Source organism: Candidatus Nitrospira neuquenensis (assembly GCF_979578155.1).
This window is the reverse complement of record NZ_CEFZDU010000011.1, coordinates 18,285-31,012: the sequence shown is the minus strand read 5'-3', so window position 1 is coordinate 31,012 and position 12,728 is coordinate 18,285. Positions and strand designations below refer to the sequence as shown.

12 protein-coding genes are annotated in these 12,728 nt (G+C 70.9%); 6 read left to right on the top strand and 6 right to left on the bottom strand.

Features of this window, described 5'->3' with window-relative positions:
• Positions 1-213: 213 nt before the first annotated feature.
• A complete protein-coding gene (locus tag AC1U7O_RS05200; RefSeq protein WP_479893540.1) occupies positions 214-717 on the bottom strand; it encodes a hypothetical protein in 504 nt (167 codons plus the stop codon).
• Between the two features lie 23 nt (positions 718-740).
• Entirely contained in the window at positions 741-1,685 is a 945-nt protein-coding gene (locus tag AC1U7O_RS05195; RefSeq protein ID WP_479893539.1) for a hypothetical protein, read from the bottom strand.
• Between the two features lie 178 nt (positions 1,686-1,863).
• Between AC1U7O_RS05195 and AC1U7O_RS05190 the strand changes: the two genes are divergently transcribed.
• The 5 genes from AC1U7O_RS05190 to AC1U7O_RS05170 all read left to right on the top strand — a co-directional run bounded on the left by AC1U7O_RS05190 (position 1,864) and on the right by AC1U7O_RS05170 (position 8,064).
• A complete protein-coding gene (locus tag AC1U7O_RS05190; protein WP_479893537.1) occupies positions 1,864-2,859 on the top strand; it encodes a ParB N-terminal domain-containing protein in 996 nt (331 codons plus the stop codon).
• Between the two features lie 70 nt (positions 2,860-2,929).
• Positions 2,930-4,756 carry an adenylate/guanylate cyclase domain-containing protein gene (locus AC1U7O_RS05185; RefSeq protein WP_479893536.1) on the top strand — a complete coding sequence of 609 codons (1,827 nt, stop codon included), beginning with the start codon at positions 2,930-2,932 and terminating at the stop codon, positions 4,754-4,756.
• A gap of 34 nt (positions 4,757-4,790) precedes the next feature.
• Positions 4,791-5,135, top strand: a complete 345-nt coding sequence (locus tag AC1U7O_RS05180; protein ID WP_479893534.1) for a 4a-hydroxytetrahydrobiopterin dehydratase — start codon at positions 4,791-4,793, stop codon at positions 5,133-5,135.
• Between the two features lie 30 nt (positions 5,136-5,165).
• Positions 5,166-7,022: a RiPP maturation radical SAM C-methyltransferase gene (locus AC1U7O_RS05175; protein WP_479893533.1), complete on the top strand. Its 1,857-nt coding sequence runs from the start codon at positions 5,166-5,168 to the stop codon at positions 7,020-7,022.
• 37 nt (positions 7,023-7,059) lie between these two features.
• Positions 7,060-8,064, top strand: coding sequence for an NAD-dependent epimerase/dehydratase family protein (locus AC1U7O_RS05170; protein ID WP_479893532.1), 1,005 nt, complete (start codon positions 7,060-7,062; stop codon positions 8,062-8,064).
• Between the two features lie 725 nt (positions 8,065-8,789).
• Here AC1U7O_RS05170 and AC1U7O_RS05165 read toward each other — a convergent pair.
• Positions 8,790-9,110, bottom strand: a complete 321-nt coding sequence (locus AC1U7O_RS05165; protein ID WP_479893531.1) for a DMT family transporter — start codon at positions 9,108-9,110, stop codon at positions 8,790-8,792.
• Positions 9,111-9,348: 238 nt separating this feature from the next.
• Positions 9,349-10,074 (bottom strand): monofunctional biosynthetic peptidoglycan transglycosylase, encoded by a 726-nt coding sequence (gene mtgA, locus AC1U7O_RS05160; RefSeq protein WP_479893530.1) that lies wholly within the window; start codon positions 10,072-10,074, stop codon positions 9,349-9,351.
• 33 nt (positions 10,075-10,107) lie between these two features.
• Here mtgA and yihA point away from each other — a divergent pair, with 33 nt between their 5' ends.
• Entirely contained in the window at positions 10,108-10,722 is a 615-nt protein-coding gene (gene yihA, locus AC1U7O_RS05155; RefSeq protein ID WP_479893529.1) for a ribosome biogenesis GTP-binding protein YihA/YsxC, read from the top strand.
• 35 nt (positions 10,723-10,757) lie between these two features.
• Here the strand turns inward: yihA and AC1U7O_RS05150 are convergent, their stop codons facing one another.
• Positions 10,758-11,741 carry a peptidylprolyl isomerase gene (locus AC1U7O_RS05150; protein WP_479893528.1) on the bottom strand — a complete coding sequence of 328 codons (984 nt, stop codon included), beginning with the start codon at positions 11,739-11,741 and terminating at the stop codon, positions 10,758-10,760.
• 64 nt (positions 11,742-11,805) lie between these two features.
• Positions 11,806-12,708 (bottom strand): peptidylprolyl isomerase, encoded by a 903-nt coding sequence (locus AC1U7O_RS05145; protein WP_479893527.1) that lies wholly within the window; start codon positions 12,706-12,708, stop codon positions 11,806-11,808.
• Between the last annotated feature and the right edge of the window lie 20 nt (positions 12,709-12,728).

Below are 12,728 nucleotides of genomic sequence, written 5' to 3'. Positions count from 1 at the left end.
GGCTGATGGCACCAAAACGGAACCATTCTACAAACCGAGCCGGGAAGCGTCAAGCGCGGTGGTGGGGCCGGCGCCGAACGGGACGAGTGCGGGCACCGTCCGTCACGCAGGCCGCCCCGGCGTGCAGCCGACGGATGTCGGCCTGGGCCATCGTCGTCCGGCTCGGCCCAAGCCGGCTCCGCTGCGCCGGACCCTCCAGGGCCGCGACGTAGTTCACTGCGCCAGGTCGGCGTACCCGGCCGGCGACTTCCAGTAGACGCCGCGCAGGATGAAGATCTCCTCCGGCCCCGCGGTGGAGGTGAGCCAGAGCCGCTTGCCGGCCAGGTCGCGGTACTGGGGCTTGTCGGGGAAGGTGACGAGGAGCATGCCGTTTTGGAGGCGGGCCAGCACCCGGCCGTCGGCCGCCTTCACCTCCTCGGGCCGCTCGACCATCCGCGCCTGTAGGTCCGGGTCCTTGCGCTCGACCCACAGAAGCGCCGTCGGGTCGGCGGGCGAGAAGACGAACCGTTGCGGCTTGATCTGCCCCGGCGCGAAGAGCGGCAGGTACAGCTCCAGGGTGCCGTTGTCCAGGTAGGCGACGGCCCCGGTCCCGGCCGCCGACTCGTAGCCCGACGGGCCGGCCAGCGGATAGGTGTAGGTCACCTTGGCCGGGATGATCGCGGTGCCCGCGCAGCCCGCGAGCCACACCGCCAGCAACAGGACCGCCACGCGTCGCATGCTTGTCCCTCCTTCCCCCCGCCTCAGATCGTGAGGCACTTGTCCACCAGCTCCCGGGCCAGCACGGAGTTCGTCCAGTACTTCACGTGGGAGTAGAAGGGGAGCTCGTGGGTGTCGATCCGCTGGTCGCTGACGGAGAGATAGCCCCGCTTGCGCAGGGGATTCCAGAACGTGACGAGGTCGTCGGTGTCGTAGAAATTCACCCAGTCGAGCCGGCTGAACTCCGGCCGGTCGCGGTCCGGGTCGAAGAGCCCGATGGGGCTGCCCGCCGACACGAAGCCGCCGCAGTGCAGGTCGCCCCGCTCGATGTCTTCGTGGAGGATGTCGAGCAGGATCACGGAGCCGAGGCTGTGGCCGAACAGGATGGGCGCCGGCTCGCCCCGCAGGGGGTCGAGCGTCTCGCGCACCTTGGCCCGGATGCGCGGGCCGTACGAATCGGAGTAATAGAAGGCGATGTCCAGGACGGCGCTCAGAGCCTTCGCCATGAACCCGCCCTTGCCGCTGATGAGCGCGGGCAGGGGCGTGCGGAAGGCCTCCTCCTGCGAGGTGAGCTGGAAGTCCGTCCGCTGGCCGATGAGCTTGAACAGGTCGAAGACGGCGCCGACGTAGTTGCCGCTGAGGATGTCGGCGATGACCCCGGCCCCGCCGATGAGCAGCTCCTCGTCCCGCTCGACGACGTCGGACCAGAGGACTTCGTGGAAGCGGAAGTTCACCGTCGGCGCCTGGTTGCGCATGAGGTCCTGCGTCGGCCGCGAGTAGCCCCTGAGCTGGTAGTCGCGCTCCCACTGGACCCCGTGGACGAAGATCACGTCGCGCGGCGCGTCGATCAGGCCGGACGGCGCAGGGGGCTGGGGAACGGCGGCCGGCGCCGGGGACGCAGCCGCGACGGCCGGCTCCGGCGCCATCGGCGGCGGCGCAGCCTTCCGGCCGCCCGGCTTCCCGCCCTTTTTCGGTTTCTTCCCGGCCATGAGGTCCCCGCGAATCACACCCGGCCCGGCGCCCGTGCCCGCGCTTGTACGTGAGGCTGCCCGCGACCGCTATCCCCCAATGTTGAGGGGGTGCCATCTACCTAGCATGGGGCTCGAGCCGGCGCCGGGCCCGCATCGGGACTTTCTTTTAGTTCCCGACTTGCCTACCATAGCGCCCATGGCGGAGCGGGCGAAAAGGCCGGCGGCGGGCACGGGGAGGGGGCGTCGGAGAAGGCCGGCCGGCCGGGCGACCGGCCTGGCCGCCACCGAATTGCAAGCGGCCGCCCCGCCGGGCGAGGTCGCCGACCTGCACCGCGCCATCGAGCAGGACGGCGGCAAGGTCCTCGCCGCCTACCGCGAGCCCTTCGGCGGCCGCTGGGTCGTCCTCGCCGCCCTGCCGATCGAGCTGGTCGAGCCCACCCCCTACCAGCGCAATCTCTCGGATACCCACGTCCGCAAGCTGGAGGCCGTGATCGGCAAGCTCGGGCGCTTCCTCGACCCGATCATCGCCGTGCGGGCCGTCCATCCCACCGAGGCCACCAGGTACTGGACGCCGAACGGGCACCACCGGCTGTCGGCCATGAAGACGCTCGGCGCGAAGAGCATCACGGCGATCGTCCTCCCCGAAGCGGCGGCCGCCTATCAGATCCTTGCGCTCAACACCGAGAAGGCCCACAACCTGCGCGAGAAGGCGCTGGAGGTCGTCCGCATGTACCGCGAGCTGGCCCGGCTGGGCGGGGCCACCGAGGCGACCTACGCGCTGGAGTTCGAGGAGCCGGCCCTGATCACGCTGGGGCTCTGCTACGAGGCCCGCCCGCGGTTCAGCGGCGGCGCCTACCAGCCGATCGTCAAGCGGCTGGACGCCTTCCTCGACCGGCCGCTGCGCGAGGCGCTGGCCCTGCGCGAGCGGCGCGCGCGGGCGCTGCTGGAGCTGGACGAGGTCGTCACGCAGAAGGTCGAGGCCCTCAAGGCGCGGGGGATGGACAGTCCGTACCTGCGCAATGTCGTCGTGGCGCGGATCAATCCGCTGCGGTTCCGGCCGAAGGACGCGGCGCCCCTCTCCTTCGACGAGGCCCTGTCGCGGCTGGCCCAGGCCGCCGCCAAGTTCGATCCCGCCAAGATCGCGCGCGAGGACCTGGCCGGCGCCGCGGCCCCGGCCGACGAACCCGAATAGAGGAGTGAGGAGTGCTTAGCGGAGGGAGTTCCCTCGTAACACTCACCACTCCCAGCTCGAAACGGTGTTCATGCCCTATTCCCCCCGCCGCATCGCTCAGGAGTGGAGGGTCGAGGCGCCGCCCTCGCTGATCTGGGACATCCTCTCCCACACGGACAAGCTCAACCGCGCGGTCGGGCTCCCGGCCGTCCAGCCCGGCCCGCCCCGCGAGGGCGAGCTGACGCGCCGCGTGGAGGCGCGGTTCCTCGGGCTGGTGCCGATGGCCTGGGTCGAGTACCCCTTCGAGTGGGTCCGGGACCGCAGCTACCAGGTGCAGCGGGACTACCTCCGGGGTCCCCTGTTGCGCTTCGTGGGCGGGATCGTGGTCGAGCCGGAGGGAGGCGGGAGCCGCGTCCGGGCCTTCGCCGACATCACGCCGCGCACTCTCCTGGGCTGCCTGCTCATTCCCGTCGTCGGCCGCCGGTCGCTTGAGCGGACCTGGGCGTACTGTCAGCGGGTGCTGGCGCGGGAGGGGCGGGGAGGCCCGGCGCCGGCCGACCCGGGCCGGACGGCGCGCAGCAAGGCCGACTCCGCCCTGCTGGAAGAACGCGCCGCGCAGCTTTCCGCCGCGCCGCCGCTCGACGCCGGCGTGGTCGCGGCGCTCCTGCGCCACCTCGCCTCGGCCGGCGATGAGGCGGTCGTCCGGATGCAGCCCTACGCGCTCGCGGCGCGCTGGCGGACCGATCCGCATGCCACGCTCCGCGTCTTTCTCCACGCGACGCGCGCCGGGCTCCTGAACCTGATGTGGGAGCTGCTCTGCCCGAACTGCCGCGTGCCCAAGGCGGAGTACGGCGGATTGGCCGAGGTCGCGCGGCGCTTCCACTGCGACACCTGCGGGATCGGCTACGACGCCACCCTCGATCGGTACGTCGAGCTGCGCTTCCGGGTGCACCCGGCGGTGCGGCCCGCGCAGGACCGGGTCCATTGCTTCGGCGGGCCCTACAGCGCCCCGCACATCCTGGTCCAGCACCTGCTCCGCCCCGGCGAGATCCGCGAGGTGCCCGTGACGCTCGGTCCGGAGCCCTACCGGCTCCGCAGCCTCCGGGTCAACGCGACGCTCCAGTTGCGGCCGGAGGCCGCCGCGCCGGCCCTCGATGCGGCGCTCGGGTACGGCGCCGAGGGCTGGCGGGAACGGGACCTCGCCTTTCGGCCCGGGCCGGCGCGCCTCCGCTGGCGGAATGACACCGACAGGCCCGTCGCGCTCGTGCTGGAGCGGCTGCGCTGGGACGAGCAGGCCGTGACCGCGGCGGAGGTGACGGCGCTCCAGGAGTTCCGGGACCTCTTCAGCTCGGAGGTGCTGGCGCCGGGCCAGGAGATCGGCGTCGAGTCGGTCACGATCCTCTTCAGCGACCTCAAGGGTTCGACCCGACTCTACGAGGAGACCGGCGACGCGCCGGCCTACGGGCAGGTGCGGCGGCACTTCGACTATCTCAAGGAGCGCGTGACGGCCTCGCGCGGCGCGGTGGTCAAGACCATCGGCGACGCGGTCATGGCCGTCTTCTGCCGGCCGGCCGACGCGGTGGCCTGCGCCCTGGCGATCCAGGGGGACCTCGCGGCCTTCAACGCCGCCGCGCCGGCCCAGCCGCCGCTCGTCGTGAAGCTGGGGCTGCACCACGGCCCGGCCATCGCGATCCAGGCGAACGGCCGGCTGGACTACTTCGGGCGGACCGTGAACGTGGCCGCGCGCATCCTCCGGGAGAGCCGGGGCGGCGACCTCGTGCTCGCCGGGGAGCTGGCCGAGACCCCCGCCGTCCGCGCGGTCCTGGAGCGCGAGAAGGCGACGGTTCGGGAGGCCTGGGCCTGCGCCCTGGCGGGGCTGGCGCGGCCGTTGACATTGTGCCGGGTGCGGCGAGCATAATACGACCTCGGTCTGATGCGCGGAGGTGATCACCATGGGATTGGCGGACCACAAGTGCGTGCCCTGTCGCGGCGGCGTGCCGCCGCTGGAGAAGGGACGGGTCGAGGAGCTGCTCAAGCAACTGAACCCGGGCTGGCGCGTGAACGCGGCCGGCCACCTGGAGCGGCTGTACACCTTCAAGGACTTCGCCGAAGCCCTCGCCTTCGTCAACAAGGTGGGCGCGATCGCCGAGGCGGAAGGCCACCATCCGGACCTGCACCTGGCCTGGGGCAAGTGCACGGTCGAGCTCTGGACCCACAAGATCAACGGGCTGACCGAGAGCGACTTCTACATGGCCGCGAAGGCGGATCGGGTCTTCGACGGCGCGCCGAAGGGCTGACGAGGCCCGGGGGCCCGCGCGGAGGAGGCGATGGACGGGGGAGCGAGCCGGACGCCGGTGGCGCTGGTCAACATGCCCTTCGGCTACGCCAAGTATCCCTCCATCCAGCTCGGCACGCTCTCGACCCTGCTCAAATCGCGGGGCATCGGCGTCCGCAGCCACAACCTCAACGTCTTCTTCGCCCACCGGATCGGGGTCCCGCTCTATGAATTGATCTGCGAGAAGCGTGCGCTGTTCGGCGAGTGGCTCTTCTCGCACCTGCTGTTCCGCGACAGCCCCAAGCACGCCGACTATCCCCGCACCTTCAAGCCGGTCTTTGAAGACCTCGCCCGCCAGAGCGGGCAGCCGATCGGGTATTTTGAAGAGCTGGCGAGCCGCACGGCTCCGCAGTTCCTCACCTGGGCGCTGACCGCGATCGACTGGGGCCGGTACCGCATCGTCGGCTTCACCTCCACCTTCGATCAGAACGTCGCGAGCCTGACGCTGGCCAAGCTGATCAAGGACCTCTACCCCGAGGTCACGATCGTCTTCGGCGGGGCGAACTTCGACGGCGAGATGGGCCTGGAGCACCTGCGCGCCTGGCCGTGGATCGACTTCGTCGTGGTCGGGGAGGGGGAGACGGCCTTCCCGCCGCTGGTCGAGCGCATCCTCGCGGGCGGGGCGGGCGGCTACCCGCCCGGCGTGGCCTACCGCGCGGGCGGCGAGGTCCGCTTCCAGCCGAACCCGTCCTTGTTCACCGAGTTCGACCGGATGGGCCCGCCGGACTACGACGACTATTTCCGCGACCTGGAGGAGGTCGGCGCGGGGCCGTCGAAGGGGCTCGACCGCATCCTCCTCTACGAGGGCTCCCGCGGTTGCTGGTGGGGGGAGAAGCACCACTGCACCTTCTGCGGGCTGAACGCGCAGAGCATGAAGTTCCGGGCCAAGTCGCCCGAGCAGGTCGCGCGCGAGCTGGACGCCCTCTCCAGCCGCTACGACGCGACCCGCTTCCGGCTCGTGGACAACATCATCGACATGAAGTACGTGGACCACCTGTTCGGCACCTTCGCGGCCGAGCGGCTGGACCTGGACGTCTTCATCGAGACGAAGAGCAACCTGACCAAGCGGCAGATCCAGACCCTCGCCCAGGGCGGCGTCAAGTGCATGCAACCCGGTATCGAGAGCCTGAGCCAGGCCCAGCTCCACGAGATGGACAAGGGCGTGAGCCCGATGCAGAACCTCCAGTGCCTGAAGTGGAGCCAGTACTATCGCATCGACGTCTCCTGGAACATCCTGCTCGGGTTCCCGGGCGAGACGGACGAGGACTACCTTCGGCAGATCCGGCTGATCCCCGCGCTCTTCCACCTGCAGCCGCCCGAATCGGTCGGCCGCTTCTGGCTGGAGCGGTTCAGCCCCTACTTCACCCGCCCGCAGCAGTACGGCATCCGCATCACCGGGCCGGGCCTCGCCTACGAGTACGTCTACGATCCCCGGAAGGTGGACCTGAACAAGATCGCCTACGACTTCGAGTATGAGATCGAATCGCGCGTCAGCCCCCACCTCTACGAGGAGCTGGTCGGGCTCGTCCATGAGTGGCGCCGCCGGCACGCCTCGGACAACCGCCCCTTCCTCTACTACGCCAAGGCGCCGAGCTACGTCACGGTCTTCGAGGGGCGCTCGCCGGACCAGCCGGTCAAGCAGCGCTACGACGGGGTCGCGGCCTTCGCCATCGACGCCTGCAACGAGGCGCCGCGCTCCGCCGAGCAGATCCGGAGCGCCTGGCGGGCGCGCGGGGGCGACGCGGGCGGGCTCGATGAAGCGCTGCGCCACCTGGCCGAGCAACGGATTCTCTACGAGGAGAAGGGCAAGTACTTCACCCTGGCCCTGCCGACGAACCCCTATTTCTAGTCGCAGGGGCGGGGTCACTGACCCGAGGTGACCGGCCATGAAGGTGCTGGTGCTCGGCGCGGCGGGCTGCCTCGGCGCCAACCTCGTCCGCGCCCTCCTGGCCGACGGCCATGAGGTCCGCGCCTTCGTCCGCCCCTCCCCCACGGGCCGGCCGCGCCCGACCCTCGCCGGCCTCGACCTGGAGCTCGTCGAGGGCGACCTGCGCGACGAGGCGGCCGTCGCCCGCGCCTGCCGGGGCGTCCGGGTCGCCTACCAGGCCGGCAGCTACTATCCCACCGAGACGATCCCCGTCGAGCGCGCCGTCGCCGCCGCCCTGGCCGCCACCCGCCCGCTCTTGAAGGCGGTGAGGGAGGCGGCGGTCGAGCGCCTCGTCTTCACGAGCACGTTGACCACGATCGGCTTCCCTCCGCCGGGCTCGGACCGGCTCGCCGACGAGGCCTGCCCCTTCGCGCCGCGCTATCCGGACAATCCCTATCTGATGGCCAAGGCCGCCATGGAGCGGGAGGTGCTGGAGGCGGCGAAGGGCGGCCTGCCGGCCGTCGTCGTGAACCCTACCGCCTTCTTCGGGCCTTACGACAGCCGGCCGACCGGCGGCATGCAAATCCTCCTGATCGCCAAGCGGTTGATGCCCTTCTATCTGGACGGGCCGATCAACGCGATCGCCGTGCGGGACGTGGCGGTGGGGATGATCCGCGCGGCGGAGCGGGGGCGGGTCGGCGAGCGCTACATCCTCGGCAACTGGAACACCACCTGGAAGGAGCTGAACCGGCTGATCGCGCGGACGGCGGGCGTCATGGCGCCGCTCGCGCCCGTGCCCCACGCGCTGGCGCGCTGGGGCGCGAAGCTCGGCGACTGGACGTTCCGGACGATCCTCCGCCGCCCGGCGCCGGTGCCGGGCTTCTTCGTCGAGATGCTCCGGCACATGCAGCAGTACGACTGCGGCAAGGCGATCCGCGAGCTGGACTATCCGCGGCGCCCCGTCGAGCAGGCCATCCGCGACGCGCTCGACTGGTTCAAGGAGAACGGATACCTGCCCGCCTAGCCCGGAGATTCATGGCGGTTCGTCGCGAAATCGCGCGGTCGCTGGCGGGACGGGCGCGCGGAGGCGCGAGAGAGGGAGGCGTGCTCTACCTGCAGCACGGTGGCCGCCCGCGCGACGAGCCCGCCCGCCGCGTGCCGGCTTGTCGCAGCCGCGCATGTGCCTGCCTGTACGGACACGCAGACGGGCGATGGCAGCAGAAGCGTTCATGAATCAGGCGGGCCGAGCCGAGCCGTCGGTGCGACGTCGCCCTCGCCCTCGCCTATTCTATTGTTGCGTCCCACAAGTTCGTGGCCTCGTCATGCCGGCGGAAGGTTATCCCGGACCTGTTCAATCCGGGGCCGGCTCCAGGACCTTGCCACGGCCCTGGATTCCGGCTCGCGGCCGCTCGGCGGCCTTGGCCGGAATGACGAACGGACTTGACGGGACACGATACTAACCCTGCTCCGAAAATAACGGTGCGGTCCTCGATCTGGGCTCCAGCGGGTGGCGTGGTGAGCGGGCCCCCCGGCGCCCGCAGCGGACGGGGCGAAGAGCCACACGGCCGTCAACGAGCACGTTCATCACAGGCCCTTGCCGCGACAACTCCCGAACGGCCCCCCACGGGGGGAGGGGTGAAGCGAGGACGACGGGGGTGATCGCCGCGACAGGACCCGCTGGAGTCCGTGGATGCGTTGTCAAATATTTTCGGTCGGGGCTAAGAGGGCATCACGGGCTCTCTTCCGGCGTCACTCCGGCGCGGTGAACTTGAGGCCGATGATGCCGGCGACGACGAGGAGGAGACAGAGCAGGCGCAGGGGCTCGCGCGACTCGTCGAAGAACAGGATGCCCACGAGGGCCATGCCGGCCGCCCCGATCCCCGTCCAGACGGCGTAGGCCGTGCCCAGGGGGATGGCCCGGAGCGAGTTGGCCAGGAACCAGAAGCTCGCGGCCATCGCCAGCACGGTGCCGACGCTCGGCCACAGGCGGGTGAAGCCGTCCGTGTACTTGAGGCCCGTGGCCCAGAGGATCTCGCAGACCCCCGCGATCAACACGTACATCCACGCCATGCGCTTGCCCCCCTTCCCTCGCTTCGCTAGTCCGCATTATTCATGGCGGTTCGTGACGAAATCGCGCCGTCGCGCGCGAGGCGGGCGCGCGGAGCCGCGAACAAGGCGGCGTGCAACGCGCCGCACCTTGACCGCCCGCGCGGCGAGCCCGCCCGCCGGCCCGCGCCGAAGGCCGCAGGCCGGCTTGTCGCCGCCGCCAATCCGCGATGGCAGGAGAAGCGTTCATGAATCCTGCGGGCTAGGCGTGCCGGCCGTCGCCCATTCTCGCCAGAATCTGCTGCTGGCGACGGACGAGGTAGGGCGTCAGCCGCAGCGGGTCGTGCCGCCGCGGCGAGGGCAGGATCGCCGCCAGCAGCGCGGCCTCCTCCCGCGTCAGGTCCCGCGCCGCCTTGCCGAAATGGTGCCGCGCCGCCGCCTCGGCGCCGTACACGTCGTCGCCCCACTCGACCACGTTCAGGTAAAGCTCCAGGATGCGGGGCTTGCCGAGGCGGCGCTCCAGCTCGATCACGATCAGCGCCTCGCGCAGCTTCCGCCACAGCGTTCGCTCGGAGGAGAGGTAGAGGTTCTTCGCGAGCTGCTGCGTGATCGTGCTGCCGCCCGCCCGAATACTTCCGGCCTCCAGGTTCCGGACCGCGGCCTCCCGCAGGCCCTTCCAGTCGAAGCCCCCGTGCTCGTAGAAGGCGGCGTCCTCCGACACGAGGACCGCCCGCTCTAGATGCGGCGAGATGCGTGCGAGCGGCACCCAGCTCCAGCGCGGCGCGGCCCGCCGGCCCTCGAGGCGCGCGGCCTCCGCGCGCGCCCGCATCAGGGCGGTCGTGGTCGGGTTCGTCTTCGCCAGGGCGGCCACGTCCGGCGCGGTGGCCAGCCAGCAGAGGACAAGGCCCGCCAGCGAGCCGCCGGCCAGCAGCGCCGTCCCCAACAGCAGCCGCGCGAGGCGGGAACGGCGGGTTGACTTGGGCATCATGCGATGCTACAGCAGAAGCCCTCGGCTTATCCGATGACCATGCGCATCCTCACCGCCGACTTCATCAGAAGCTGCGCCGCCGTCGAGCACCTGCCCGTCGAGCGCCTCCCGGAGGTGGCTTGCGTCGGGCGGTCCAACGTGGGCAAGTCCTCGCTCCTGAACTCCCTGCTGCGGCGCAAGGGCCTGGCCAAGGTGAGCGGCACGCCGGGCAAGACGCGCCTGCTGAACGCCTTCCGGATCACGACGGCGGACCCGCGGCTCCGCCGGCTCTCCCTCGTGGACCTCCCGGGGTACGGGTACGCCCGGGTGCCCAAGTCGGTGCGCCGGCACTGGGCCCCGCTGATCGAGGCCTATCTCTCGGAACGGACCGAGCTGCGCGGAGTGCTCCTGCTCGTGGATGCGCGGGGGCCGCAGCCGCAGGACCGCGACACGGTCGCCTGGCTGCGCGAGCGCGGCCTGCCCACGGTGGTGGTGGCGACCAAGGTGGACAAGCTCGCCCGCGGCGAGCGGGCCGCCGCCTTCGGGGCGATCCGGGACTTCCTGGCCCTCCCGACGGATACGCCCCTCATCCCCTACTCCGCCCTCACCCATGAGGGCCGGGACGCCCTCTGGGAGGCCATTCGGGGACTCCTGCGCGATGCGTCGTAAGTGGTGAGTCTCGGCGAACGCACGCCCCGCCACGCTCAAAACTTGATCTCGATGTACGCCTTGTTCTTGAGGTCCTTCATCCAGGTCTCGTAGGTGTCCTCGGTCTTCTGCTGGAAGACGAGGCCCTTGATCTCGTTCTTGACCTCGGCGAAGGGGCGGAACTGGGGCGGCTTCTTCTCGTCGAGCCGGATGATGTGCACGCCCTCCGGCGACTCCACCGGCTCGCTGAGTTGGTTCGTCTCCAGGGAGGCCACGACCCGCTCGATCGCGGGCTCCAGCTCGCCCTGCCGCACGAACCCGAGGTTCCCGCCCCGGTTGGCGCTCGGCCCGTCGGAGAAGCGCAGGGCCACTTCGGCGAAGTCGGCGCCCTGCCGGAGGGCCTCGTAAATCTCCCCCGCGCGCCGGCGCAGGTCCTCGGCGCTCTCGCTCCGCCGGCGTTTCACGAGAATCTGGCTGATGCGGTACTCGTTCGGCAGCATGAACCGGCTCATATGCGCCTCGTAGTACCGCCTCATCTCCGCCTCCGACACCATGATCCCGCTGCGGACCTCCCGGTCCACGAGCCGCATGAGCATCAACTGCTCCCGGATGATCCGCTTGTCGGTCGGGTTCGCGTAGTCGTACTTCTCGCCCTGCCGTTGCAGCTCCTTGAGCGTGCTCTTGACCTCGTCGTCGGAAATCTCCACGCCCTTGGTCTTCGCGACCTGGACCTGGAGCTTGCGCTCGATCATGCGGGTGAGGATGTCGTACTCGACCTGCTGGAGCCGCCGCTGGAGCTCGGCTCCCCGATACTGCTTGCGCAGCCGCTCCTGTTCCGGCGCGAGCTCGTTCTTGAGCTCGGAGAGGGTGATCACCTCGTTGTTGACGATGGCCACGATCCGGTCCGTCAGGACCGCCGCGGAGGCCGCCGGGGGAAACAGGCCGAGCGCGCAGGCAAGCACGGCGCCGAGCGGCGCGCGGCCGCGCCGGCCGCGGAAGCCGCATCCGCCGGAAGCCACGGCTTTCGCTTCAGCGCGCATCACGGGTCCCTGCGGGCGGAAGGGGGTGAACGCCTCGGCACGCCCCCGAGCGGGGAGCGGGCGGTCAGGGAGTGGAGCCCGGCGCCGCCGGAGCGCCCTCGGTCAGGAGTTTGGACGCCTCCGCCATCCGGATGGTCGCCGACGCCTTGAGGCCGGAGACGTACGCCTCGAACCGCCGGCGCCGTTTCTCGGCGTAGAGCTCCTTCCGCAGCCGCTCGCGCAGGGCCGTGACCCGGGACGGGTCGTCCGGCTCGCGCTCCGTCACCATGACGAGATGGAAGCCCGCCTGGCTCTGCACGGGCTCGCTCACCGTCCCCGGCTTCAGCTTCACGATGACGGCCTCGAGCTCCGGCGCGATCGCCCCCTTGCGATAGGGGCCGAGGTCGCCGCCCCGCTCCCGCGTCGCGTCGTCGGCGGAGTAGCGCCGGGCCAGCTTGCCGAAGTCCGCTCCCTCGTCCAACTGCCGTTTCACGTCCAGGGCCTGCTTGGCGGTGGGGAGCAGGATGTGCGCGGCGCGGATCGCCGAGGCGGCGGCGAAGTCCGCCTCGTGGGCGGCGTAGTAGGCCTCCATCTCCTCCTTCGACACCTCGAGCTGCGGCTGCACCGCCACCGTCACGAGCTGATCGAGCACGAGCTGCTCCTTGAGACGCTCCAGCCGCTCGCGGAGCCGCGGCTCCTGGTCCAGGCCCAGCCTCCGGGCCTCCTGCAGCAGCACCTCGCGCGTGACCAGGTCGTCCAGGAACTTGCGCTTCCCGCCCTCGCCGCGGTAGTAGGCCTGCGTCGCCTCCGGCAGCTCCGCCCACCGCCGGTCGAGCTCCTCCTGGGTGATCGGCTTGCCGTTGACGAAGGCGAGCACCGCGGGTTCCTCCGCGGCGGGCGCGCAGGCCGTCAGCCAGGCGGCCAGGCCGCAGGCCGCCGCGCCCGCGAGGGCGCGCCACGGGCCCGCAGGCCGATGTCCGACGTTCATGGGGGTGTGCTCCGGACCGG

Excerpts from the sequence above, each read along its gene's own strand:
- AC1U7O_RS05200 (WP_479893540.1), bottom strand. The coding sequence starts at position 717 with ATGCGACGCGTGGCGGTCCTGTTGCTGGCGGTGTGGCTCGCGGGCTGC.
- AC1U7O_RS05195 (WP_479893539.1), bottom strand. The coding sequence starts at position 1,685 with ATGGCCGGGAAGAAACCGAAAAAGGGCGGGAAGCCGGGCGGCCGGAAG.
- AC1U7O_RS05190 (WP_479893537.1), top strand. The coding sequence starts at position 1,864 with ATGGCGGAGCGGGCGAAAAGGCCGGCGGCGGGCACGGGGAGGGGGCGT.
- AC1U7O_RS05185 (WP_479893536.1), top strand. The coding sequence starts at position 2,930 with ATGCCCTATTCCCCCCGCCGCATCGCTCAGGAGTGGAGGGTCGAGGCG.
- AC1U7O_RS05180 (WP_479893534.1), top strand. The coding sequence starts at position 4,791 with ATGGGATTGGCGGACCACAAGTGCGTGCCCTGTCGCGGCGGCGTGCCG.
- AC1U7O_RS05175 (WP_479893533.1), top strand. The coding sequence starts at position 5,166 with ATGGACGGGGGAGCGAGCCGGACGCCGGTGGCGCTGGTCAACATGCCC.
- AC1U7O_RS05170 (WP_479893532.1), top strand. The coding sequence starts at position 7,060 with ATGAAGGTGCTGGTGCTCGGCGCGGCGGGCTGCCTCGGCGCCAACCTC.
- AC1U7O_RS05165 (WP_479893531.1), bottom strand. The coding sequence starts at position 9,110 with ATGGCGTGGATGTACGTGTTGATCGCGGGGGTCTGCGAGATCCTCTGG.
- mtgA (WP_479893530.1), bottom strand. The coding sequence starts at position 10,074 with ATGATGCCCAAGTCAACCCGCCGTTCCCGCCTCGCGCGGCTGCTGTTG.
- yihA (WP_479893529.1), top strand. The coding sequence starts at position 10,108 with ATGACCATGCGCATCCTCACCGCCGACTTCATCAGAAGCTGCGCCGCC.
- AC1U7O_RS05150 (WP_479893528.1), bottom strand. The coding sequence starts at position 11,741 with ATGCGCGCTGAAGCGAAAGCCGTGGCTTCCGGCGGATGCGGCTTCCGC.
- AC1U7O_RS05145 (WP_479893527.1), bottom strand. The coding sequence starts at position 12,708 with ATGAACGTCGGACATCGGCCTGCGGGCCCGTGGCGCGCCCTCGCGGGC.